Source organism: Pseudomonas sp. Irchel s3h9 (assembly GCF_900187475.1).
Classification (GTDB): Bacteria; Pseudomonadota; Gammaproteobacteria; order Pseudomonadales; family Pseudomonadaceae; genus Aquipseudomonas; species Aquipseudomonas neuropathica.
Window position 1 is genome coordinate 466,369 of record NZ_FYDH01000002.1, and the last position, 24,073, is coordinate 490,441.

A 24,073-nucleotide genomic window follows, 5' to 3' on the forward strand; every position below is an offset into this window, starting at 1 on the left:
GAGCGTCCGGGGTGGCATTCCCACGCGGGAGCGTGGGAACGATCAAACGTTCAGGCCATGGGTTTTGAGGAAGGCGATGAAGGTTTCTTCGTCCATCACTTTTACGCCCAGCTCATTGGCCTTGGTCAATTTGGAACCGGCACCGGGGCCTGCCACGACGCAATGAGTCTTCGCAGACACCGAACCCGCGACTTTGGCGCCCAGGCTTTCCAGATGCTCCTTGGCGACATCACGGCTCATCAACTCAACTTTGCCAGTCAGCACCCAAGTCTCGCCGGACAGCGGCAAACCTTCGACGACTTTCTTCTCGCTCTGCCAGTGCATGCCGAAATCACGCAGTTGCTTTTCGGATTTCTCAGCCAGTTGCCGGTTCTCAGGCAGTGCAAAAAACTCGCGAACCGAATTGGCCTGCTTCTCCGGCAAGGCCTGACGCATGTCCAGCCAGTCAGCATTCAGCACCGCTTCCAGCGAACCGAACTTGTCCGCCAACTTCTGCGCGCCGCCCGGGCCGACCGAAGGAATGTGCAGCTTGTCGAGGAAGCCACCCAGCGTGGCGCTGGCGGCAAACTCGGCACCCAGCTCACCCTGATCCTGAATCTGCAGACCATGGCCCAGCAACTCAGCGATGACCTGCTGGTTATGCGCATCTTCAAAGAAGCTGTGAATCTCGTGCGCCACTTCCAGCCCCACATCCGGCAGATAGGTCAGCACTTGCGGCAATGCCTGCTGCACGCGTTCCAGCGAACCGAGCGAGCGCGCCAGCACCTTGGCGGTCTCCTCGCCGACATCAGGGATACCCAGCGCATAGATAAAACGCGCCAGCCCCGGCTTCTTGCTGTCTTCAATGGCCGCCAGCAGTTTGTTGCTCGACACCTCGGCAAAGCCTTCCAGATCGACGATGTCGTCGAACTTCAGCGCATACAGATCGGCCGGTGAACTGACCAGACCTTCGTCGACCAATTGCTCCACGCTCTTGTCGCCCAAGCCTTCAATATCCATCGCCCGACGCGAGACAAAGTGAATGATCGCCTGCTTCAGTTGCGCGCCACAGGCCAGACGGCCGACACAGCGATACACCGCGCCTTCGCTGACGGTTTCCTTGCCTTTACTGCGCTTGATCAGTTGCGTGCGCTCGACGTGCGAGCCGCACACCGGGCAGTTCTCTGGAATCTGCACCGCGCGCGCATTTTCGGGACGGCGATCCATGACCACTTGCACCACTTGCGGAATCACATCACCGGCGCGACGGATGATGACGGTGTCGCCGATCATCAGACCCAGACGGGCGACTTCGTCCATGTTGTGCAGCGTGGCGTTGGCCACGGTGACGCCGGCGACCTTGACCGGTTTCAAACGAGCGACCGGGGTGACAGCACCGGTACGACCGACTTGAAACTCGACGTCGAGCAGCTCGGTGAGTTCTTCCATCGCCGGGAATTTATGTGCAATCGCCCAGCGCGGCTCGCGGGCGCGGAAGCCCAGCTCGCGCTGATCGGCAATGCTGTTGACCTTGAACACCACGCCATCGATTTCATAGGCCAGCGAGTTACGGCGCTCGCCGATGTCGCGGTAGTAGTCCAGGCATTCGCCGATGCCCTTGGCCAGTTTCAGCTCGTGACTGATCGGCATGCCCCACTTCTGCAACTGCTTGAGGTTGCCGATGTGCGTGTCGGAAATATCGTGGGAAACCTGACCGATGCCGTAGCAGCAGAATTCCAGCGGACGGTTGGCGGTGATCTTCGAATCGAGCTGACGCAAGCTGCCGGCGGCGGCGTTTCGCGGGTTGGCGAAGGTCTTGCCGCCGACTTCCAGTTGCGAGGCATTGAGACGCTCGAAACCGGCCTTGGACATGAACACTTCACCGCGCACTTCCAGGGTCGTCGGCCAGCCTTCGCCATGCAGTTTCAGGGGAATGTTGCGCACGGTGCGCACGTTGACGCTGATGTCTTCGCCAGTAGTGCCGTCGCCGCGCGTGGCGCCGCGTACCAGCACGCCGTCCTGATAAAGCAGACTGACCGCCAGGCCATCAAGTTTCGGCTCGCAGCTGTACTCCACCGCCGCCCCGCCACCGAACAGATCGCCGGCCGGCAGGTCCAGACCTTCGGTCACCCGGCGATCAAATTCGCGCATATCGGTTTCTTCGAAGGCGTTGCCGAGGCTGAGCATCGGCACTTCGTGACGCACCTGGGTGAACGCGGTCAGCGCCACGCTGCCGACGCGCTGGGTCGGCGAGTCGCTGGTGATCAATTCCGGGTTGGCCGCTTCCAGCGCTTTGAGCTCGTGGAACAACCGGTCGTACTCGGCGTCCGGAATGCTCGGCTCGTCGAGGACGTGGTAACGGTAGTTGTGCTGATCGAGTTCAGCGCGCAGTTCAAGAATGCGGTTTTTGGCGGCGGTCATGGGTGTTCTCTCAAAAAGCAAAAGAGCAGCCGAAGCTGCTCTAATTCATCTATCTCTGGCAGCAGAAGCAAAAGATCGCAGCCTTCGGCAGCTCCTACAGACATCGCAATCCTGTAGGAGCTGTCGAGTGAAACGAGGCTGCGATCTTTTGATCTTGGCCTTAGCGCTTCTGGGTCAAGGCGCGACGTTCGAATTCAACGATGCGCTGACGGTAGTGCTCGATGGTCTGCGCGGTCAGGACGCTGCGCTGGTCATCTTTCAGTTCGCCGTTCAATTCCTGCGACAGCTTGCGGGCTGCAGCCACCATCACGTCGAAGGCTTGCTTCGGATGACGCGGGCCTGGCAGGCCGAGGAAGAAGCTTACCGCCGGGGTGCTGAAATGGTCGATGTCGTCCAGATCAAAGATGCCCGGCTTGACCGCGTTAGCCATGGAGAACAGCACTTCACCGTTGCCAGCCATGCTTTCGTGACGGTGGAAAATATCCATCTCGCCGAAACGCAGACCGCTTTCGAGAATGTTCTGCAACAGCGCCGGGCCTTTGAAGCCAGCGGCATCACGGCAGATCACGCTGATGACCAATACTTCTTCAGCTTGCGGCTGATCCTTGTCGGCCATCGCCGGAGCAGGCTTGCTGTCTTCAACGAAATCGTTGTCACGGCTGCTGAAGCTCGGGCCGCCGTCCAGATCCAGATCGAGGTTCAGGTCACCCTGCGCCGGACCGTTGCTGCCACGCTTGCCACGTTTCGAACCGGATTCGCGAGGCTCGCGTGCTTCGCGGGCCGGCATGCTCACCGACGGCAGGTCGTGTTCGTCCAGTTGCGGCTCTTTGTGAGTGTCCAGCACGCGAGCCGGGCCCAACAGCTCAGCGCTGGTGTCCTCGTCCGGCAGGTTGGACAGACTTCGGTCAAGACGGAATTTCAGTTTTCCCTTGCCGCCGCGCATACGGCGCCAGCCATCGAAAAGAATACCGGCTATCACAATGATGCCGATGACGATCAGCCACTCGCGCAGACCGATTTCCATGTAATCCCGTGCCTCTATAAAAAATGCTGAAAAATAAGGGGTTTACATTGTGCAAACCGCTTTAAAACGTGGCGCCAACTCTATGTTCTGACAGGCGTTTTGCCCACGTATACGAAAAATTGACATTAAACTAGCACGACCAAAGACAACTTTACACCGTCTGTCTCATTTGGCTTGCGCGAATATGTCGATTGGCCAGCAAGTCGCAGTTGGTAAAAAAGTCCTACAGACCTGAATTACCTTTTCCGACACCACGCTGACTCAGGCGTCCACCATCGCCATCGCCTCCTCGACATCCACGGCTACCAGTCGCGAACAACCCGGTTCATGCATCGTTACGCCCATCAACTGCTCGGCCATTTCCATGGCGATCTTGTTGTGGGTGATATAGATGAACTGCACGGTCTGCGACATCTCTTTGACCAAGCGTGCGTAGCGTCCAACGTTAGCGTCATCCAGTGGTGCGTCAACCTCATCAAGCATGCAGAACGGCGCCGGGTTCAATTTGAAGATGGCAAAAACCAGTGCCAGTGCGGTCAGGGCTTTCTCCCCGCCGGAGAGCAAATGGATGGTGCTGTTCTTCTTCCCTGGCGGCTGCGCCATGATCGTTACCCCTGTATCGAGTAGATCTTCGCCCGTCAGTTCCAAATACGCGCGCCCGCCACCAAAAACTTTCGGGAAAAGCGCCTGTAAACCACCATTGATCTGATCAAAGGTATCTTTGAAGCGGTTACGGGTTTCCTTGTCGATCTTGCGAATGACGTTTTCCAGGGTCTCCAGCGCTTCGACCAGATCGGCGTCCTGGGCATCCAGATAACGTTTACGCTCGGACTGTTGCGTGTATTCATCGATGGCCGCGAGGTTGATCGCACCCAGGCGCTGAATCCGCGCGTTGATGCGTTCGAGTTCTTCTTCGGCTTCGCGTTCACTGGCTTGTGCGGTTAATGTCGCGAGCACGCCGTTAAGATCGTAGCCGTCCTCGAGCAACTGATCCTGCAAAGCCTTGCGGCGCACGGTCAGGGCTTGCCATTCCATGCGTTGCTGTTCGAGCTGGCCGCGAATCAACTGCGATTGCTGCTCGGCCTGAGTCCGGCGCTTTTCCGCGTCGCGCAATTCGCGATCGGCATCTTCCAAAGCGATCTGCGCGGTCTTCAGTTCTTCATCGACGGTCATGCGCTTGTCGAGCAGTTCTTCGAGTTTCAGGCGCAGCTCTTCCAGCGGTGCCTCGCCCTCCTCCAGATTCAGACTCAACTGTTCGCGCTTTTCAGTCAGGCGCTCGGCCTGCATTTCCAGACGCTCCAGCGCCTGACGCGTGGAGTCATGCTGCGCGCGCAACGAGCCAAGACGCACGGCCAATTGATGCGCGTGATCCTTGTGCTGGCGCGCTTCCTGACGCACCCGGTCAAGGCGTTCGCGCAGGCTGTCGCGCTGGGCCAGCAGCAACTCGCGCTGCTCGGTGTCCAGCGCCATGGCATCCAGCGCTTCCTGCAATTGCATGCGCGCTTCGCCGATCTGTTCGTGCTCGAGTTCGCGTTGTTCGCCGAGCTCGACCAGCTCTTCATCGAGACGCGTGCGGCGCAGCGTCAGCTGTTCAGCCTTGGCTTTGCCAGCGGACAGCTGCGCTTTCAATTCACCTTGCTGGCGCGCTTCGTCTTGCAGCAAACGGCGCAAATGTTCGCGGCCGTTTTCCTGCTGACGCTGTTGCGCGCGCAGGGTTTGCAGACGGGTTTCCATAGCCTCGACCGTGGCTTCTTTCTCTTCGCGTTCGAGATGCAGCGCTTCGATTTCCTGGCCCCGGGCGAGCATGCCGCTTTCCGCTTCGCTGGCCCGACGCACGCGTAAAAAATGCCGACCGACCCAGTAACCGTCGCGGCTGATCAAGCTCTCGCCGGCGCTCAATTGCCCGCGCAAGGCCAAGGCCTGCTCGAGGCTGTCGACCGGTTTGACCTGACCGAGCCACGGCGACAGATCGATCTGCGCTTCGACCTTATCGAGCAAGCTGCCAGCGACGCGCACGCCATCGCTGGCCGGGCTGAGCAGGCGCAGATCGCCCTGAGTGAAACCGGATAAATCGAAGCCGCTGAAGTCGTCGACCAGCACCGCTTGCAGGTCGGCGCCGAGTACGGTTTCCACCGCCAGTTCCCAACCGGCCTCAACCTTCAGGCCTTCGGCCAGACGCGGACGCTCGGCGAGGTTGTGTTCTTTCAGCCATTCGGCAGTGCCGGTGCCCGGATCGAGCGCAGCTTGCTGCAAGGCTTCAAGGGAAGCCAGACGACCGTTGAGGCGCTGCAAATCACCCTGCGCCTGTTGCTGCGCGGTCAGCGCTTGCTGCAACTCCTGACGCAGTTGTTCAAGCTTTTCGACCTGCGCTTCTTCGCTGGTCTGCAAATCTTCGAGGGTCGCTTCGGACTCGGCGAGCTGCTCGTTGAGTTCCATGATCGCCGCGTCTTCCGGGTCAGCCGAGAGCAGCGCGCGCTCTTCACCGAGACGCTTTTGCCGATCAGCGAGACGCTCCATGCTGGTTTCCAGCTGCTGGATGCGCGACTGCTGCACTTCAGCCTGACGGCGCGGTTCGGCGGCGGTCAGGTTGAAGGCGTCCCACTGCTCCTGCCAGCCGTGCATGACCGATTCGGAATCTTCCAGCGCAGCGGCGGCTTCCTCGGCGGCAGCGCTGGTGACTTCCTGCTCAGGGGTGAGCATGTCCAGCTCTTCGCCGAGGGTCAGCAGCAACGTGCGGTCGTGGCCCAGGTGTGATTCGGTTTCGAGGCGTGCGCGCTCGGCTTCTTTCAAGTCGTCCTGCAACTGCCGCAAGCGTTGCTGGCCGTGCTGGATGCTCTGCTCGACGCGGGCGATGTCGCCGCCGACCGAATAGAAGCGCCCCTGCACCAGATTGAAGCGTTCGGACAGGTCATGGTGACCGTCGCGCAGACGTTCGATGGCCGCATCGGCATTGCGCTGCTCAGCGACCAGCGCTTCGAAACTGATTTCCTGGGTGCCGATGATCGACTCGCGCTGGCCAACCTGTTCGTTGAGATCCTGCCAGCGCAGGGCCGACAGTTGTGCCTTGAGCTGACGCTCCTCGGCTTTAAATTCCTGATACTTCTTCGCCGCTTCGGCCTGGCGGTGCAGGCGCTCGAGCTGACGCTCCAGCTCATCGCGCAGGTCAGTCAGACGCGCGAGGTTTTCGTGGGTGCGGCGGATGCGGTTTTCGGTCTCGCGGCGGCGCTCTTTATATTTCGAGATGCCGGCCGCTTCTTCGATGAAGTTGCGCAAGTCTTCCGGCTTGGATTCGATCAGCTTGGAGATCATCCCCTGCTCGATGATCGAGTAACTGCGCGGGCCCAGACCGGTGCCGAGGAAGATATCGGTGATGTCGCGACGCCGGCATTTGGTGCCGTTGAGGTAATACGTGGTCTGGCTGTCGCGGGTGACTTTACGGCGAATCGAAATCTCGGCGTAGGCGGCGTACTCGCCCAGGAGCGTGCCGTCGGAGTTGTCGAAAACCAGCTCGATACTGGCCTGACTCACCGGTTTGCGGCTGGTCGAACCGTTGAAGATGACGTCGGTCATCGACTCGCCACGGAGGTTCTTCGCCGAACTCTCGCCCATCACCCAGCGTACGGCGTCGATGATGTTCGACTTGCCGCAACCGTTCGGCCCGACGACCGCCGCCATGTTACTGGGGAAGTTCACCGTGGTCGGGTCGACGAAGGATTTGAATCCCGCCAGTTTGATGCACTTGAGCCGCACGCTTAGGCAACCGTCAGGGCGGAAACCACCAGATCGCAGCTGCGCTGGGCGTAAGCCGTCAGCACGATGCGGATCTGCGGCAAATCACGGGCGAGCACGGCGGCGAGCAGGCGTTCGAACAGTTCGAGGAACTCGCTCATTGAAGCCTTGCGCTGTTCGAGGGCGAGGAAGTACGCACGGCTCATCGCCGGTTGCAGGTTCTCGACGGTCTCTTGCAGGTACGGGTTGTTGGCGAACGGATAGGCAGCGCGCATTACGGCGAAGCTGTCGTCGACGAAGCTGCGGATATCCTGACGCTCGTAGCTGGCGGTCAGGCGCTGCTGGATCTGCACGAACGGCGCCATGTCCGATTGCACTTGCCAGCCATTGGCCACCGCGTTGCCGAGCAGGATGTACAGCTCGCTCATCAACGTGCATAGGCTCTGCACCTTGTGCGGCGTCAGCTCGGTGACGTGCGCACCACGGCGCGGCAGGATCGCGATCAGGTGGCGGCGCTCAAGGATCAGCAAGGCTTCACGGACCGAACCGCGGCTGACATTCAGTGCCAGCGTGACCTTCTGTTCCTGGATGCGCTCTCCCGGCTTCATTTCGCCACGAATGATGCGTTCGGCGAGGTGGTGAGCGATTTGCTCGGCGAGGCTGTCCGGCGCCTTGAACGTCATGGTTGTCCTTCAAACTCTATCGATCTGCACAAGCGGCGCAGTGTAGCGCAAATGCACGGTCATGGCGGAGTGCCCACTCAGCGGTTTTTGGCACGAATCCCGCAAAAAAGCAGGGGATCCGATGAGGGTCAATACTGAATAGACACGTTGTTGATCGACGAAATGCATTTTCCTGACCTTTAAGTCAGAAAACCATTGACCGAAAAGTCAGACCTGCTAAATTCGGTTCACGTCGGTTAACAACAATAATGAGTCTGCGAGGCCTTCCGTGATCCAGTTTTTACTTAACCAGGAACTCCGTAGCGAGCACGCCCTGGACCCGAATCTGACTGTGCTCAATTACCTGCGTGAACACGTCGGCAAATCCGGCACCAAAGAAGGTTGCGCCAGCGGTGACTGCGGCGCTTGCACCGTGGTGGTCGGCGAATTGCAAACGGATGACGCTGGCCGCGAACACATTCGCTATCGCAGCCTCAACTCGTGCCTGACGTTCGTGTCGTCGCTGCACGGCAAACAACTGATCAGCGTCGAAGACCTCAAGCACAAAGGCGAACTGCACAGCGTGCAGAAAGCCATGGTCGAGTGCCACGGCTCGCAGTGCGGTTTCTGCACCCCCGGCTTCGTCATGTCGCTGTTCGCCCTGCAAAAGAACAGCGATGCACCGGATCACGCCAAGGCCCACGAAGCGCTGGCCGGCAACCTCTGCCGCTGCACCGGCTACCGCCCTATTCTGGCCGCTGCCGAGCAATCCTGCTGCGGCAAGCAACCAGATCAGTTCGATGCCCGCGAAGCGGAAACCATCGCGCGCCTCAAAGCCATCGCCCCGACCGATATCGGCGAACTCAACAGCGGCGACAAGCGCTGCCTGGTGCCGCTGACTGTCGCCGACCTTGCCGATCTCTACGACGCGTACCCACAAGCGCGTCTGCTCGCTGGCGGTACCGATCTGGCGCTGGAAGTCACCCAATTCCACCGCACCCTGCCGGTGATGATCTACGTCGGCAACGTCGCGGAAATGAAGCGCATCGACACCTTCGAAGACCGCATTGAAATCGGCGCCGCCACCGCCCTCTCCGACTGCTACGAAGCGTTGAACGCCGAGTACCCGGACTTCGGCGAACTGCTGCACCGCTTCGCCTCGCTGCAAATCCGCAACCAGGGCACCCTCGGCGGCAACATCGGCAACGCCTCGCCGATCGGTGACTCGCCACCGCTGCTGATCGCCCTCGGCGCGCAGGTCGTGCTGTGTAAAGGCGAAACCCGCCGCACCCTGAACCTGGAAGATTACTTCATCGATTACAAAGTCACGGCCCGTCAGGAAAGTGAATTCATCGAGAAGATCATCGTCCCGCGCGCCAGCGCCGAGCAATTGTTCCGTGCCTACAAAGTCTCCAAGCGTCTGGACGATGACATCTCCGCCGTCTGCGCCGCGTTCAACCTGCGCGTCGAAAACGGCGTGATCACCGATGCACGCATGGCTTTCGGCGGTATGGCCGCGATCCCGAAACGCGCTGCCCACTGTGAAGCCGCGCTGATCGGTGCGCCGTTCACCAACACGGTGGTCGAACGCGCCTGCGCCGCACTGGCGGAAGATTTCACGCCGCTCTCGGACTTCCGCGCCAGCAAGGAATATCGCCTGCTCAGCGCGCAGAACCTGCTGCGCAAATACTTCATCGAACTGCAAACACCGCACATCGAGACTCGGGTGACCGCTTATGTCTAACCATCACGGCGTAGAAAAAACCCAGGCTGAACTGGCTGAATTGTTCGCCAAGGACCTGACCTCCGGTGTCGGCCGCAGCGTCAAGCACGACAGCGCCGCCAAGCACGTGTCCGGTGAAGCGCAGTACATCGATGATCGCCTGGAATTTCCCAACCAGTTGCACCTGTATGCACGCATGTCGGACCGCGCCCACGCGAAGATCATCAGCATCGACACCTCGCCGTGCTACGCCTTCGAAGGCGTGCGCATCGCCATCACCCACGAAGACGTGCCGGGCCTGAAAGACATCGGCCCGCTGATGCCGGGCGACCCGTTGCTGGCCATCGATGACGTGCAGTTCGTCGGTCAACCGGTGCTTGCCGTCGCCGCAAAGGATCTGGAAACCGCGCGCAAAGCCGCGATGGCCGCGATCATCGAATACGAAGATCTCGAACCCGTGCTCGACGTGGTCGAAGCCCTGCGCAAACGCCACTTCGTCCTCGACAGTCACACCCACCAGCGCGGCGATTCGGTTTCCGCGCTGGCGACCGCTGAACACCGCATTCAGGGCACGCTGCACATCGGTGGCCAGGAACACTTCTATCTGGAGACGCAAATCTCCTCGGTGATGCCGACTGAAGATGGCGGCATGATCGTTTACTGTTCGACGCAGAACCCGACCGAAGTACAGAAACTGGTTGCCGAAGTGCTCGACGTATCGATGAACAAAATCGTCGTCGACATGCGCCGCATGGGCGGTGGTTTCGGTGGCAAGGAAACTCAAGCCGCAAGCCCGGCGTGCCTGTGCGCGGTGGTTGCGCACCTCACCGGCCAGCCGACGAAGATGCGCCTGCCGCGCGTCGAAGACATGCTGATGACCGGCAAGCGTCACCCGTTCTACGTCGAGTACGACGTCGGCTTCGACAGCACCGGGCGCCTGCACGGGATCAACATGGACCTAGCCGGCAACTGCGGCTGCTCGCCGGACCTGTCCGCGTCGATCGTTGACCGGGCGATGTTCCACTCGGACAACTCGTACTACCTCGGCGATGCGACCATCAATGGTCACCGCTGCAAGACCAACACCGCGTCGAACACCGCTTACCGTGGTTTCGGTGGCCCGCAAGGCATGGTTGCGATTGAAGAAGTGATGGACGCGATTGCCCGTCACCTGCACCTCGACCCACTTGCGGTGCGCAAGGCCAACTACTACGGCAAGACCGAGCGCAACGTCACCCACTACTACCAGACCGTCGAGCACAACATGCTCGAAGAGATGACCGCCGAACTGGAAGAAAGCAGCCAGTACCACGAGCGCCGTGAAGCGATTCGTCGCTACAACGCCAACAGCCCGATCCTGAAAAAAGGCCTGGCGCTGACCCCGGTGAAATTCGGCATTTCCTTCACCGCCAGTTTCTTGAACCAGGCCGGTGCGCTGATCCACATCTACACCGATGGCAGCATCCACCTGAACCATGGCGGCACCGAAATGGGTCAGGGCCTGAACACCAAAGTCGCGCAGGTCGTGGCCGAAGTGTTCCAGGTCGAAATCGATCGTGTGCAGATCACTGCGACCAATACCGACAAGGTGCCAAACACCTCGCCGACGGCAGCGTCCAGCGGCGCCGACTTGAACGGTAAAGCGGCGCAGAACGCGGCGGAAATCATCAAGAAACGCCTGATCGAATTCGCTGCGCGTCACTACAAAGTCACTGAAGAAGACGTTGAATTCCACAACGGTCACGTGCGTGTTCGCGACCATATCCTGACCTTTGGAGCGCTGATCCAGCAGGCGTATTTCAATCAGGTCTCGCTGTCGAGCACTGGCTTCTACAAGACCCCGAAAATCTACTACGACCGCAGCCAGGCGCGTGGTCGTCCGTTCTACTACTTCGCCTTCGGCGCGGCGTGCTGCGAAGTGATCGTCGACACCCTGACCGGCGAGTACAAGATGCTGCGCACCGACATCCTTCACGACGTCGGCGCCTCGCTGAACCCGTCCATCGACATCGGTCAGGTCGAAGGTGGCTTCATCCAGGGCATGGGCTGGCTGACCATGGAAGAGCTGGTCTGGAACAACAAAGGCAAGCTGATGACCAACGGCCCGGCGAGCTACAAGATCCCGGCCGTGGCGGACATGCCGCTCGACCTGCGGGTGAAACTGGTGGAAAACCGCAAGAACCCGGAAGACACGGTGTTCCATTCCAAAGCTGTCGGTGAGCCGCCGTTCATGCTCGGGATTGCGTCGTGGTGTGCGATCAAGGATGCAGTGGCGAGCCTCGGTGATTACAAACATCAGCCGCAGATCGATGCGCCGGCGACCCCGGAGCGGGTGTTGTGGGGGTGTGAGCAGATGCGTCAGTTGAAAGCGGTGAAAGCCGTCGAAGCTGAAACCGCGGTTGTTTGATGATCGTTCCCACGCTCTGCGTGGGAATGCAGCCCGCGACGCTCTGCGTCGCATCCTGAACAGCGGACGCGGAGCGTCCAGTGATGCATTCCCACGCAGAGCGTGGGAACGATCTGAGAGGTGTGTATGTACAACTGGATCGACGCCCTCGCCGACCTGCAGAACCAGGGCGAACCCTGCGTTCTGGTGACGATCATCGAAGAACTCGGCTCGACGCCACGCAACGCCGGCTCGAAAATGGTCATCAGTGCCAATCAGAGTTTCGACACCATCGGTGGCGGGCATCTGGAATACAAAGCCATGCAGATCGCCCGCGAGATGCTCGCCAGCGGCAAGCAGGACACCCATCTGGAGCGCTTCAGCCTCGGCGCCAGCCTGGGCCAGTGCTGCGGCGGCGCCACCGTGTTGCTGTTTGAACCGATGGGCCAGGTGCAGGCGCAAATCGCCGTGTTCGGGGCCGGTCACGTTGGCCGCGCCTTGGTGCCGCTGCTCGCCAGCCTGCCCTGCCGGGTACGCTGGATCGATTCGCGCGAGGCCGAATTCCCCGAACAGATCCCCCACGGCGTGCGTAAAATCGTCGCCGAAGAGCCTGTGGATGAAATCGATGAGCTGCCCGCCGGCAGTTATTGCATCGTCATGACCCACAACCATCAACTCGACCTGGAACTCACCGCCGCGATTCTCAAGCGCAACGACTTCGCTTACTTCGGCCTGATCGGCTCGAAAACCAAACGGGCGAAGTTCGAACATCGTTTGCGCGATCGTGGTTTCGACAGCGGCGTCGTGCAACGCATGCGCTGCCCGATGGGCATCGGCGAAGTCAAAGGCAAACTGCCTGTGGAAATCGCCATCTCCATCGCCGGCGAAATCATCGCCACCTACAACGCCAACTTCGGCCAGCAGACTGCCAGCGCCGAACCGATTGCCAAACTGCTGCCGGTGTCGCGGCGCAGTCAAGCCACCAAACTCAAAGCCTCAAACTGATTAGAGAACCCTCATGCCTCTGACTCGCAAAGCCTACCGCGCCGCCATCCTGCACAGCATCGCCGACCCCGCCGAAGTCGGGATCGAAGCCTCCTACGAATATTTCGAGGACGGCCTGCTGGTGGTCGATGGCGGCAAGATCAGCGCCCTTGGCCATGCCAGTGATTTGCTGCCGACCCTGCCGGCGGACATCGAAATTGAGCATTACCAAGACGCGTTGATCACCCCGGGCTTCATCGACACCCACATTCACTTTCCGCAAACCGGCATGGTCGGTGCCTACGGCGAGCAACTGCTCGACTGGCTGAACACCTACACCTTCCCGTGCGAAAGCCAGTTCGGCGACAAGGTCCACGCCGACGAAGTCGCTGACATTTTCGTCAAGGAGCTGCTGCGCAACGGCACCACCACCGCACTGGTGTTTGGCAGCGTGCACCCGCAATCGGTGAACTCGTTATTCGAAGCGGCCGAGAAGCTCGACCTGCGGATGATCGCCGGTAAGGTGATGATGGACCGCAACGCCCCGGACTACCTGACCGACACCGCCGAATCGAGCTATGTCGACAGCAAAGCGCTGATCGAGCGCTGGCATGGCAAGGGTCGTCTGCACTATGCGGTCACCCCGCGCTTCGCACCGACCAGCACCCCGGAACAGCTGACACTCGCCGGCCAACTGCTGACCGAGTATCCGGATCTGTACATGCAGACCCACATCAGCGAAAACCTCAAGGAAATCGAGTGGGTCAAGGAGCTGTTCCCGGAGCGCAAGGGCTACCTCGACGTTTACGATCACTACAAACTGCTCGGCGAGCGCTCGGTGTTCGCCCACGGCGTGCACCTGTGCGACGACGAATGCGCGCGACTGGCGGAAACCGGCTCGGCGATCTCGTTCTGCCCGACCTCGAACTTCTTCTTGGGTAGTGGCCTGTTCAACCTGCCGATGGCCGAGAAGCACAGGCTCAATGTCGGTCTGGGCACTGACGTTGGCGGCGGCACCAGTTTCTCGCTGCTGCAGACGCTGAACGAAGCGTACAAAGTGATGCAACTGCAAGGTGCGCGCCTGAGCCCGTTCAAGTCGCTGTACCTGGCGACCTTAGGTGGCGCGCGGGCGCTGCGTCTGGAAGACAAGATCGGCACCCTGCAACCGGGTTCCGACGCTGACTTCCTGGTGCTCGATTACAACGCCACGCCGCTGCTGAGCTACCGCTTGAAGCAGGCCAACAACATTGCCGAGACGTTGTTCGTGTTGATGACGCTGGGTGATGACCGCACGGTGCAGCAGACGTATGCGGCGGGTGCGCTGGTGCATCAGCGCTAATTTCCCCCGCCCCATGATCATTCCCACGCTCTGCGTGGGAATGCAGCCCGTGACGCTCCGCGTCACTGGACGCGGAGCGTCCCCAGAGGCATTCCCACGCAGAGCGTGGGAACGATCAGACAGGCACAAAAAATCCCCCTCAACTTTTCAGCTGCGGGGGATTTTTCTATTGGTCAGTCAGAGCTTGGCCGCAGGGCGCCCCGGCTTCTTGGTCTGCAACAAATGCGAGAACACCGCATGCAGATCATCCGACGCGCCTTCCTCGTCGAGGTTGAGCTTGCTGTCGATGTGATCCATGTGATGCATCATCAGATTCACCGCCAACTCACCGTCGCGCTTCTCGATCGCGTCGATCAACTGGGTGTGTTCGTCGTACGAGCAATGCGAGCGGTTGCCGCTTTCGTACTGGGCAATGATCAGCGACGTCTGCGAAACAAGGCTGCGCTGGAAGCTGATCAACGGGGCGTTCATCGCCGCTTCCGCCAGCTTCAGGTGGAATTCGCCCGACAGACGAATACCGGCGCCGCGATCGCCACGGGAGAAGCTGTCGCGCTCATCGTTGACCATCTGCCGCAGCTCGGCGATCTGCTCGGCGGTGGCGTGTTGCACCGCCAGCTCAGTGATCGCGCGTTCGACCAGGCGACGGGCAAGAAACACCTGACGGGCTTCTTCAACACTCGGGCTGGCAACTACGGCGCCACGGTTCGGCCGCAACAGCACCACGCCTTCATGGGCCAGACGCGAGAGCGCGCGGCGAATGATGGTGCGGCTGACCCCGAAGATTTCCCCCAGCGCTTCTTCGCTCAATTTGGTGCCGGGCGCCAGACGCTGTTCGAGGATGGCCTCGAAGATATGCGCGTAGACAATATCGTCCTGGGTTCCGCTGCGGCCGGCTTTGCCTGCTCGCGGTTGTTTCTTGAGGGGTTGCAACTGTTCGTTCATGGGCACTCGAGTCGGGAGAACTGCGGCGAATAGACCGTGACTGTAATACGGCACAGTAGGTCGCTGGCAAGTATCGCGTAAAAAACAGCGCGATTGTACACAATGGAAGGTGGCAACACGACTGTACGGCTGTTTGCGACTTCCGCTGTATTGCAACGATCCGTTACGTTTGAGTTTAGGCTTGATCACAGAATCCGCCGCCAGAACAGCGCCTCCCCTGTAGGAGCTGCCGAAGGCTGCGATCTTTTGACTTTGATTTTAAGAAGCAAGATCAACAGATCGCAGCCTTCGGCAGCTCCTACAAGGGTTTGCGTCATGGCGGACATCTTCATTGGTATAAGGAACACCGCCGTCATGAACGACGCCACGCACACTCAACTGCGCCCACTGGCCGACACATCACCGTCGGCGATCGTCGCGGGATTCATCGCGATGATGACCGGCTACACCAGCTCGCTGGTGCTGATGTTCCAGGCCGGGCAAGCGGCCGGGCTGAGCAGCGGGCAGATTTCCTCGTGGATCTGGGCGATCTCGATCGGCATGGCGGTGTGCTCGATTGGTTTGTCGCTGCGTTATCGCACGCCCATCACCATCGCCTGGTCGACCCCCGGCGCAGCGTTGCTGATCACCAGCCTCGGCGGCGTGAGCTATGGCGAGGCCATCGGCGCCTACATCACCTGCGCCGTGCTGGTGACGATCTGCGGCCTGACCGGCAGCTTCGAACGCCTGGTGAAAAAGATCCCCGCTTCACTGGCGGCGGCATTGTTGGCAGGGATTCTGTTCAAGATCGGCAGTGAAATCTTCGTCGCCGCGCAGCACCGCACCGGGCTGGTGCTGGGGATGTTCTTCACCTATCTGCTGATCAAACGCCTGTCGCCGCGTTATGCCGTGCTCGCCGCGCTGCTGATCGGCACCGCGCTGTCAGGCTTTATGGGTCTGCTCGACTTCAGCGGTTTTCATCTGGAAGTGGCGACACCAGTGTGGACCACCCCGCACTTCTCGCTGGCGGCGACCATCAGCATCGGCATTCCGCTGTTCGTGGTCGCGATGACCTCGCAGAACATGCCCGGGATCGCCGTGCTGCGCGCCGATGGTTACAACGTGCCGGCCTCACCGCTGATCACCACCACCGGTATCGCCTCGCTGCTGCTGGCGCCATTCGGCTCCCACGGCATCAACCTCGCAGCGATCAGCGCGGCGATCTGCACCGGGCCGCACGCCCATGAAGATCGCAACAAGCGCTACACGGCTGCAGTCTGGTGCGGGATTTTCTACGGGATTGCCGGAGTGTTCGGCGCCACATTGGCGGCATTGTTTGCGGCGCTGCCGAAGGAACTGGTGCTGTCGATTGCCGCGCTGGCGCTGTTTGGTTCGATCATCAATGGTTTGAGCATTGCCATGACCGAGGTGAAGGAACGCGAAGCGGCGCTGATTACCTTTATGGTCACGGCGTCGGGGTTGACGTTGTTTTCCATTGGTTCGGCGTTTTGGGGGATTGTCGCGGGGGTTTTGACGCTGGTGATTCTGAATTGGCGTAAAGCTTAAGGTCAAAAGCCCCTCACCCTAGCCCTCTCCCCGGGGGAGAGGGGACTGACCGAGGTGTTTGGAAGACATACGCCGACGTGGGATACCGAGTCGAACTCAAATTTTGAAAAGCCCATAAATCGGCCCCCTCTCCAGGGGGAGAGGGCTGGGGTGAGGGGCAGGCCCAGCGTACAACTCGAGCCGAACACCCAAACACCAGACGAAAAAAAACGGCGACCCTTAGGTCGCCGTTTCCCATGACATCAAGCTACCGGATTGATCGGCTTTTCCGGATACCAAACGTCCAGCAGCGGGCTGACTTCATACTTGGTCAGCTCGGAGCGGGTTTTCAGCCAGGCTTCAACGGCAGCGCGCTGCTCTTCGTTGACCGAGCCACGCTTCTGCAGGCAAACCAGACCGAAGTCGTCGCCGCCAACATAACCCAGACCATTGGCTTCCATGGCTTCTTTGATGAAGGCTTCGAGGAAAGCGTCAATGGCTTCTTCGGACAAGTCTTCTTTGAAGTCCAGGTTCAGCTCGAAACCCAGCTCTTGAAATTCATCAACGCACAGTTTTTTGCGCAGACGCTGGGAACGGTTAGTCGCCATTGGAACAATCCTCTTAAGTAAATACGGCGGGCACTTTACCAGTTTAAGCAATCGATTGCCCGACTCTCTGGACACAGCGACCGACCGCCTGTAAAAAAATAACGTATTGGCCTGCCCGGACAAGGCACAACCTGTTACAGGTTGGGGCATAATGCCGACACTTTCGTGACCACTGAGGACCTTTTCATCCATGTCCTCGTCTTTTTCCCCTCGGCTGTAGGGTTTTATTTCATATGATCAAATCGTTGCGTCCACTGTTTCTCGCCGGCCTTCTTCTGCCTCTGGCGCTGCCTGTTTCTGCTGCCAACATCAATACTTCCCTGACTCCCAACGTTGAAAAAGCCCTCAAGGCGAGCAAATTGCAGCCCAGCGCCCTGTCGCTGGTGATGGTGCCGCTCGACGGCCCGGGCACGCCGACCGTGTTCAACGCCGACGTGTCGGTCAACCCGGCCTCGACCATGAAACTGGTGACCACTTACGCGGCGCTGGAAATGCTCGGCCCCAACCATCAGTGGAAGACCGAGTTCTACACCGATGGCGACCTGAACGGAGGCATCCTCAACGGCAACCTTTACCTCAAGGGCGGCGGCGATCCAAAGCTGAACATGGAAAAGCTCTGGCTGCTGATGCGCGACCTGCGCGCCAACGGTGTGACGCAAATCACCGGTGATCTGATCCTCGACCGTAACTTCTTCGTGCAGCCAGTGCTGCCGGAATTCAACGATGACGGAAATGACGAGAACAAGCCGTTCCTGGTCAAACCCGACTCCTTGCTGGTCAACCTCAAGGCCCTGCGCTTTGTTGCGCGTAACGATAACGGCCGGGTACTGATTTCGGTTGAGCCGCCGATTGCCAGCGTGCGTATCGAAAACACTGTCAAAGCGCTGCCTTCCAAACAATGCACCGGTGGCGTGCGCTACAACCCGGTGCCGCAGGCCGATGGCAGCGTGACCGTGACCGTGGCCGGCCAATTGGGCGAAGGTTGCAGTTCACAGACTTATCTGTCGCTGCTCGATCACGCGACCTACACCGCCGGCGCCGTCCGCGCGATCTGGAAAGAGCTGGGTGGCAGCATTCAGGGCAAGGATCGTCTGGCCTCGACGCCGGGCAACGCCAAACTTCTCGCTCGTGCCTACTCGCCGGACCTGGCGGAAATCATCCGCGACATCAACAAATACAGTAACAACACCATGGCCCAGCAGCTGTTCCTCAGCCTCGGCCAGCGCTTCCGCAACGACGCCGACGGGGATGACGCCAAGGCAGCGCAGCGCGTAGTGCGTCAGTGGATGGCGAAGAAAGGCATCACTGCGCCACATCTGGTGATGGAGAACGGCTCCGGTTTGTCTCGCGCCGAACGTGTCAGCGCCCGTGAGATGGCGAGCATGCTGCAGGCGGCGTGGCACAGCCCGTATGCCGCGGAATACATCAGCTCGCTGCCGATCGCCGGTACCGACGGCACCATGCGTAAACGCCTGAAAACCACTGCGATGCGCGGTGAGGCTCACGTCAAGACCGGCACTCTGAACACCGTGCGCGCGATCGCCGGCTTCAGCCGTGATGTGAATGGCAATACCTGGGCGGTGGTGGCGATCCTCAACGACAAGGCGCCGTTTGGTGCATCGTCGGTGCTCGATCAGGTACTGCTGGATCTGTACAAACAGCCGAAACTGGCGCAGACCGCTTCGGTCCTGTAACGCCGTTCAAGCAACACCACAAAACCCTGTGGGAGCTGGCTTGCCAGCGATTGCGGAATGTCAGCCACTGAATATGCTGACTGAAATGACGCTATCGCTGGCAAGCCGGCTCCCACAGGGGTTGCGGCGTATTGAAGTCAGCTCATCTGCTCGACGCGATCACGCCCGCGCTGCTTTGCCATATACACGCCCGAATCCGCCCTCAGCAACAGCGCATCCGCGCCCTCCCCCGGTCGCCAACTGGCGATACCAAAACTCGCGGTCACCACGCCAACCACATCCACCGGCGCACTGCGCAAACCCTGCCATAACTCGATCGCCAGCGTGTGCGCATGCTCGCCGTCGATGTCCGGGCACAGCACCATGAACTCTTCGCCGCCCAACCGACAAAACACATCGGTACGCCGCAGACGATGGCCGATGCGCTCGCACACCGCTTGCAGCACCCGGTCGCCCACAGCGTGGCCGTACTGATCGTTGATACGTTTGAAATGGTCGATGTCGAGCATGATCACCGACAACTCGCCGCCGCCGCGCTCGACCCGGGCCATTTCCGTGGTCAGGCGTTCCTGGAAGTAGCGGCGGTTATGGATGCCGGTCAACGAGTCGGTCACCGACAATGCGCGCAATTCTTCTTCCACGCGTTTCAGGTCGGAAATATCCGAGATATAGCCGTGCCAGAGTACGCCGCCGCCCGGCAGTTCTTCCGGCGTCGCCTCACCGCGCACCCAGCGCAGGCCGCGCTCGGGCAGTTGCACGCGATATTCCTCGCGCCACGGGCTGAGGCTGTCGGCCGAGGCGCGAATGGAAGAGCGCACACGAGTAACGTCCTGTGGATGAATGCGCGTGAAGATCGCCTCGGCGTTGAACAGCAGCACGTCCGGCTCCAGTTCGTAGATCTCGCGGATGCCGTCGCTGGCGTAGATCACGCTGAAGCGCCCATCGAATTCCATCTTGAATTGATAAATGCCTCCGGGCACGTGCGCGCTGAGTTTCTTCAGCAACACATCCCGCGCCGCCAGCACCTCGTGCACGCGCTTGCGCTCGGTGATGTCGATGCAGATCGCTAGGTGTCCGACCCACAACCCCTGCTCATCCAGCACCGGCGTGGCGAGCATGTTCACCGGAATATGGCTGCCATCGCTGCGCACCAGCGTCCACTCGCGGGCCTCGTGTCCGCCGACCTCACCGCCCTCGACCAGCATCGCGTGGCAGGTCGGGATGCTTTTCCCGTAGCGCGCACTCAACTCGGCAGCGCGGGCCATCAGCTCACGGGGCAGGTGCAGGTTTTCCAGGGTCATGTGACCGACGACATCGGCGCTGCTGTAGCCGAGCATTTGTTCGGCACCGGGGTTGAAGGTGTTGATCACGCCGCGCAAGTCGGTGGCGATGATTGCCACCTGCGTCGCCGCATTGAGCACGCCGCGCAACTGACCGTGGGTGCCGCGCAATTCCTGTTCGCTGGCGTGCAGCTCCTGCGTGCGCAGTTCGACCATGCGCAAGGCGCGCTGACGCTGACTGACCAACACGTAGAGCAAGGCGCTGAGCAGCAAACTGAGCAAGCTGCCCAGAATGATCACGCTACCGACCGACGAATGATTGGCCTGCGCGAAGGCGTCGCTCGGCAGAATATCGACCTGATAGTCGTGATCGGCCATGCGCAGTAACCGCGTGGCCGACAGGTCGCTCGGCGCCGGCTCGTTGGTCGACTCGAACAACACTTCGTGCTGATCATGGGTCGACATGTCGAGAATGCGCACCGACAGATAGTCATGGAAGGCATCAGGCAGACCGTCGGCCAGCAACTGGCGCATGCTGATTACCGCCATCACGTAGCCAAAGGATTGGCGCTCGCCACTGTGGCTCACTGGCGCCACCAGCAGCACACCGCGCGCATAGGACGGCTCGATACTGACTAGGTGCATCGGTTGCGACACCGCCAGCCCGCCGCGTTTGTCGGCACGTTGCAGGGTGTCCCGGCGCAAGGGTTGCGCCAGCAGGTCATAGCCTAACGGTGAGCCGAGCCGACTTTGCGTCTGGCTATAGAGCACCGGCACGTATTCATCGCGCACGCCAGCCAGTTGCAGCTCGCCCTGAGCACTCAATTCTCGGAGGGAAAAGTTGGTCAGACCTTCATCACGCACCCGCTGCTCGAATGCGGCGCGCTCGGCTCCATTGACCTTGAGGGCAAACGAATAGGCCTGGGTACGCATCAATAAGGGTTGGGTGTAACCGTCGAATTCGGCGCGAGACACCGATTCAGAGTTGGCGAAGAAGCGGCGCAGGCCGTCTAGGCGTTGTTCCTGATCCTGAAAGCGTTCTTCGATGCGGGTGTAACGTTCGTTGGCCAGCAATTGGAAACGCTGACGGGTTTGTTGCTGGAACTGATTGAGAGTGGCCCAGGCGAGCAGCCCCGTGAGAATCCCGCCGGCGAGCAATACCAGCAGCGCGACCAGCCAGGCCGAGACGTCTTCACTGATGAAACCCAGAATCTTTGGGCGCACGGGGTGCAACGACATAAAGACAACTCACACTACGCCAGCATTTACGGGAAAACCCCATTGACCGTGTGTGAGTTATAGCTATTAGCCACTAATTTAGCTAGCGCGGGCAGATCCACGGAGCCTTTAAAAATCAAGGCTCTGTGGATCCAATTGCGCAAAGCGTCAACGAGCCGTGATTTTCCAGGCGCGGTGGATCTTGGTGTTACGGGCGAAATCCGGATCAATGGTCTGCGCGCTGATTTCCTCGACCGCGTAACGCTCGGCGAGGTTTTCTTCCAACTGGAACTTGCGGAAGTTGTTGGAGAAATACAGCACGCCACCGGTTGCCAGACGGGCCATGGCCAGGTCGATCAACTGTACCTGGTCACGCTGCACATCGAAGATGCCTTCCATGCGCTTGGAGTTGGAGAAGGTCGGCGGATCGATGAAGATCAGGTCGTACTCGTCACGGCTGCTTTCCAGCCACGCCATCACATCGCCCTGCTCCAGACGGTTCTTGTCGGAGTAACCGTTCAGCGACAGGTTACGGCGTGCCCAGTCGAGGTAGGTTTTCGACAGGTCGACGCTGGTGGTGCTGCGCGCGCCGCCCTTGGCCGCGTGCACGCTGGCGGTCGCGGTGTAGCAGAACAGATTGAGGAAGCGCTTGCCGGCGGCCTCTTTCTGAATGCGCATGCGCATCGGGCGGTGGTCGAGGAACAGACCCGTGTCGAGGTAGTCGGTGAGGTTGACCAGCAACTTCACGCCGCCCTCGCTGACTTCATTGAACTTGCCCTGTGCAGCCTGACGCTCGTACTGCTTGGTGCCGCTCTGGCGTTCGCGGCGTTTGACCACCACGCGGCTCTTGTCGACGTTCAGCGCCTGCGGAATGGCGGCCAAGGCGTCGAACATGCGCGCCGAGGCTTTTTCCGGATCGATGGACTTCGGTGCGGCGTATTCCTGGACGTGCACCCAATCGTGGTACAGGTCGATGGCCATCGCGTACTCAGGCATGTCGGCATCGTAGACGCGGTAGCAATCGATGCCTTCGCGCTTGACCCACTTGCCCATGGCCTTGAGGTTCTTTTGCAGGCGGTTCGCAAACATCTGCCCGCCTTCGCTCAAGCGCGGTTGCTCGATCACCGGTGCCGGAGCTGGCGTTGGCTTGATCGGGTTGCCGTTCTTGTTGAACTTGCGTTCTTGCGGCTCGTCCGGGGTCTGATCGTAAGCCGCTTGCTCACGCTCGGCCTGACGCTGTTCCGGGGTACGACGCTCGCCGGTGACGAACTGATCCGGCAGCACTTTGATCAACAGCAGTTTGCACGGCAGCGCGCCGTTCCAGAACGAATACTGCTTGTGGCTGCGAATGCCCATGCGCTTGCCCAGATCCGGAGCGCCGGTGAACACCGCCGCTTCCCAGTTCAGGCAAGCCTGACGCAGACGCTCGCCGAGGTTCTGGTAGAGATACAGCAGGCTGGCTTCATCACCCAGACGCTCGCCGTACGGTGGGTTGCAGATGACCAAACCTTTCTGGTTCTGATCCGGACGCGGCTCGAAGGTCGCGACTTCGCCCTGGTAGATCTTGATCCACTCGCTCAGGCCAGCACGTTCAACGTTGTTGCGGCCCGGCTGAATCAGACGTGGGTCAGCTTCATAACCACGAATCCACAGCGGTGGCTTGGCCAGACCGGCAGCGGCACGCTCAACGGCTTCTTCATGGAGTTTTTTCCACAGCGCCGGCACATGACCGAGCCATGCGGTGAAGCCCCACTGCTCACGGCGCAGGTTCGGCGCCATATCAGCGGCGATCATGCCGGCTTCGACGAGGAACGTACCGACACCGCACATCGGGTCAGCCAGCGCGCCGCCTTCAGCGGCAATGCGCGGCCAGCCGGAACGGATCAGGATCGCCGCCGCGAGGTTTTCCTTCAGCGGTGCAGCGCCCTGCTGCAAGCGATAGCCGCGCTGGTGCAGGCTGTGGCCGGACAGGTCGAGGGAGAGAATCGCTTCGCCGCGATCCAGACGCAGGTGAATGCGCAGGTCCGGGTTGAGCTTGTCGATCGACGGACGGTCGCCCTGCGGCGTGCGCAGTTTGTCGACGATGGCGTCTTTGACTTTCAGGGCACCGAAGTGGGTGTTGTCGATGCCTGAGCCGTGGCCGCTGAATTCAACGGCCAGGGTGCCGTCGCTGAGCATGTGATCCTGCCACTCGATGTCGAGCACACCGTGGTAGAGGTCTTCAGCGTCTTTCATCGGGAAACGCTTGAGTACCAGCAACACGCGGTTGGCCAGACGCGACCAGAGGCACAGGCGATAAGCGGTTTCCATGGTCGCCATGCCACGCACGGCGGAAGTGTGCTCGCGCGCTTCTTCAAGGCCAAGCCCGACGGCTTCCTCGATGAGCAGGCCTTCAAGACCTTTAGGGCAAGTGAGGAAGAGTTCGAAACGGTCGGACATGGTATTTCCAGAGCCTTTGGCTAGTGAATCGGCAACGCATTGCCGATCCGGTTTTCAATCAGGCGCTTTTCTAAAAGAACGCCCGCGTGGCACGAAGGTGTGCCGTTCCATCCCCGCTGCT

General features: G+C 60.3%; 14 protein-coding genes. 6 read left to right on the forward strand and 8 right to left on the reverse strand.

Features of this window, described 5'->3' with window-relative positions:
- Nucleotides 1-42: 42 nt before the first annotated feature.
- The 4 genes from ligA to CKW26_RS04995 form a co-directional block, all read right to left on the reverse strand.
- Entirely contained in the window at nucleotides 43-2,400 is a 2,358-nt protein-coding gene (gene ligA / locus CKW26_RS04980; protein ID WP_095047728.1) for an NAD-dependent DNA ligase LigA, read from the reverse strand.
- 160 nt (nucleotides 2,401-2,560) lie between these two features.
- Nucleotides 2,561-3,424: a cell division protein ZipA gene (gene zipA, locus CKW26_RS04985; RefSeq protein ID WP_034152851.1), complete on the reverse strand. Its 864-nt coding sequence runs from the start codon at nucleotides 3,422-3,424 to the stop codon at nucleotides 2,561-2,563.
- Nucleotides 3,425-3,685: 261 nt separating this feature from the next.
- Nucleotides 3,686-7,174, reverse strand: coding sequence for a chromosome segregation protein SMC (gene smc / locus CKW26_RS04990; protein ID WP_095047729.1), 3,489 nt, complete (start codon nucleotides 7,172-7,174; stop codon nucleotides 3,686-3,688).
- A 2-nt stretch (nucleotides 7,175-7,176) separates the two neighbouring features.
- Complete coding sequence (locus CKW26_RS04995) at nucleotides 7,177-7,836, reverse strand: GntR family transcriptional regulator (RefSeq protein WP_034152853.1); 660 nt, start codon at nucleotides 7,834-7,836, stop codon at nucleotides 7,177-7,179.
- 268 nt (nucleotides 7,837-8,104) lie between these two features.
- Between CKW26_RS04995 and xdhA the strand changes: the two genes are divergently transcribed.
- The 4 genes from xdhA (at nucleotide 8,105) to guaD (ending at nucleotide 14,247) form a co-directional block, all read left to right on the forward strand.
- Entirely contained in the window at nucleotides 8,105-9,559 is a 1,455-nt protein-coding gene (xdhA, locus tag CKW26_RS05000) for a xanthine dehydrogenase small subunit (RefSeq protein ID WP_095047730.1), read from the forward strand.
- Nucleotides 9,552-11,945 (forward strand): xanthine dehydrogenase molybdopterin binding subunit, encoded by a 2,394-nt coding sequence (gene xdhB / locus CKW26_RS05005; RefSeq protein WP_095047731.1) that lies wholly within the window; start codon nucleotides 9,552-9,554, stop codon nucleotides 11,943-11,945. Before xdhA ends, xdhB begins: the two co-directional genes overlap by 8 nt.
- Before the next feature lie 126 nt (nucleotides 11,946-12,071).
- Entirely contained in the window at nucleotides 12,072-12,929 is an 858-nt protein-coding gene (xdhC, locus tag CKW26_RS05015) for a xanthine dehydrogenase accessory protein XdhC (protein ID WP_095047732.1), read from the forward strand.
- A gap of 13 nt (nucleotides 12,930-12,942) precedes the next feature.
- The gene (guaD, locus tag CKW26_RS05020; protein ID WP_095047733.1) at nucleotides 12,943-14,247 is read left to right on the forward strand and encodes a guanine deaminase; all 1,305 of its coding nucleotides are present in this window, start codon (nucleotides 12,943-12,945) and stop codon (nucleotides 14,245-14,247) included.
- A 177-nt stretch (nucleotides 14,248-14,424) separates the two neighbouring features.
- On the opposite strand, the gene CKW26_RS05025 is transcribed toward guaD, so the two are convergent.
- Nucleotides 14,425-15,189: a GntR family transcriptional regulator gene (locus tag CKW26_RS05025; RefSeq protein ID WP_007918375.1), complete on the reverse strand. Its 765-nt coding sequence runs from the start codon at nucleotides 15,187-15,189 to the stop codon at nucleotides 14,425-14,427.
- A gap of 354 nt (nucleotides 15,190-15,543) precedes the next feature.
- On the opposite strand from CKW26_RS05025, the gene CKW26_RS05030 reads away from it, so the two are divergent.
- The gene (locus CKW26_RS05030) at nucleotides 15,544-16,734 is read left to right on the forward strand and encodes a benzoate/H(+) symporter BenE family transporter (RefSeq protein ID WP_095047734.1); all 1,191 of its coding nucleotides are present in this window, start codon (nucleotides 15,544-15,546) and stop codon (nucleotides 16,732-16,734) included.
- A 242-nt stretch (nucleotides 16,735-16,976) separates the two neighbouring features.
- On the opposite strand, the gene CKW26_RS05035 is transcribed toward CKW26_RS05030, so the two are convergent.
- Nucleotides 16,977-17,321 (reverse strand): YggL family protein, encoded by a 345-nt coding sequence (locus CKW26_RS05035; RefSeq protein ID WP_095047735.1) that lies wholly within the window; start codon nucleotides 17,319-17,321, stop codon nucleotides 16,977-16,979.
- 233 nt (nucleotides 17,322-17,554) lie between these two features.
- Here CKW26_RS05035 and dacB point away from each other — a divergent pair, with 233 nt between their 5' ends.
- Nucleotides 17,555-19,015 carry a D-alanyl-D-alanine carboxypeptidase/D-alanyl-D-alanine-endopeptidase gene (dacB, locus tag CKW26_RS05040; RefSeq protein WP_095047736.1) on the forward strand — a complete coding sequence of 487 codons (1,461 nt, stop codon included), beginning with the start codon at nucleotides 17,555-17,557 and terminating at the stop codon, nucleotides 19,013-19,015.
- Between the two features lie 137 nt (nucleotides 19,016-19,152).
- Here the strand turns inward: dacB and CKW26_RS05045 are convergent, their stop codons facing one another.
- A complete protein-coding gene (locus CKW26_RS05045) occupies nucleotides 19,153-21,534 on the reverse strand; it encodes a diguanylate cyclase (RefSeq protein ID WP_095047737.1) in 2,382 nt (793 codons plus the stop codon).
- Between the two features lie 147 nt (nucleotides 21,535-21,681).
- A complete protein-coding gene (rlmKL, locus tag CKW26_RS05050) occupies nucleotides 21,682-23,952 on the reverse strand; it encodes a bifunctional 23S rRNA (guanine(2069)-N(7))-methyltransferase RlmK/23S rRNA (guanine(2445)-N(2))-methyltransferase RlmL (RefSeq protein WP_095047738.1) in 2,271 nt (756 codons plus the stop codon).
- Nucleotides 23,953-24,073: the final 121 nt, after the last annotated feature.

What these genes read in the sequence shown, in the direction of transcription:
- ligA (WP_095047728.1), bottom strand. Translation starts at nt 2,400, where the DNA reads ATGACCGCCGCCAAAAACCGCATTCTTGAACTGCGCGCTGAACTCGAT.
- zipA (WP_034152851.1), bottom strand. Translation starts at nt 3,424, where the DNA reads ATGGAAATCGGTCTGCGCGAGTGGCTGATCGTCATCGGCATCATTGTG.
- CKW26_RS04995 (WP_034152853.1), bottom strand. Translation starts at nt 7,836, where the DNA reads ATGACGTTCAAGGCGCCGGACAGCCTCGCCGAGCAAATCGCTCACCAC.
- xdhB (WP_095047731.1), top strand. Translation starts at nt 9,552, where the DNA reads ATGTCTAACCATCACGGCGTAGAAAAAACCCAGGCTGAACTGGCTGAA.
- xdhC (WP_095047732.1), top strand. Translation starts at nt 12,072, where the DNA reads ATGTACAACTGGATCGACGCCCTCGCCGACCTGCAGAACCAGGGCGAA.
- guaD (WP_095047733.1), top strand. Translation starts at nt 12,943, where the DNA reads ATGCCTCTGACTCGCAAAGCCTACCGCGCCGCCATCCTGCACAGCATC.
- CKW26_RS05025 (WP_007918375.1), bottom strand. Translation starts at nt 15,189, where the DNA reads ATGAACGAACAGTTGCAACCCCTCAAGAAACAACCGCGAGCAGGCAAA.
- CKW26_RS05030 (WP_095047734.1), top strand. Translation starts at nt 15,544, where the DNA reads ATGAACGACGCCACGCACACTCAACTGCGCCCACTGGCCGACACATCA.
- CKW26_RS05035 (WP_095047735.1), bottom strand. Translation starts at nt 17,321, where the DNA reads ATGGCGACTAACCGTTCCCAGCGTCTGCGCAAAAAACTGTGCGTTGAT.
- dacB (WP_095047736.1), top strand. Translation starts at nt 17,555, where the DNA reads ATGATCAAATCGTTGCGTCCACTGTTTCTCGCCGGCCTTCTTCTGCCT.
- CKW26_RS05045 (WP_095047737.1), bottom strand. Translation starts at nt 21,534, where the DNA reads ATGTCGTTGCACCCCGTGCGCCCAAAGATTCTGGGTTTCATCAGTGAA.
- rlmKL (WP_095047738.1), bottom strand. Translation starts at nt 23,952, where the DNA reads ATGTCCGACCGTTTCGAACTCTTCCTCACTTGCCCTAAAGGTCTTGAA.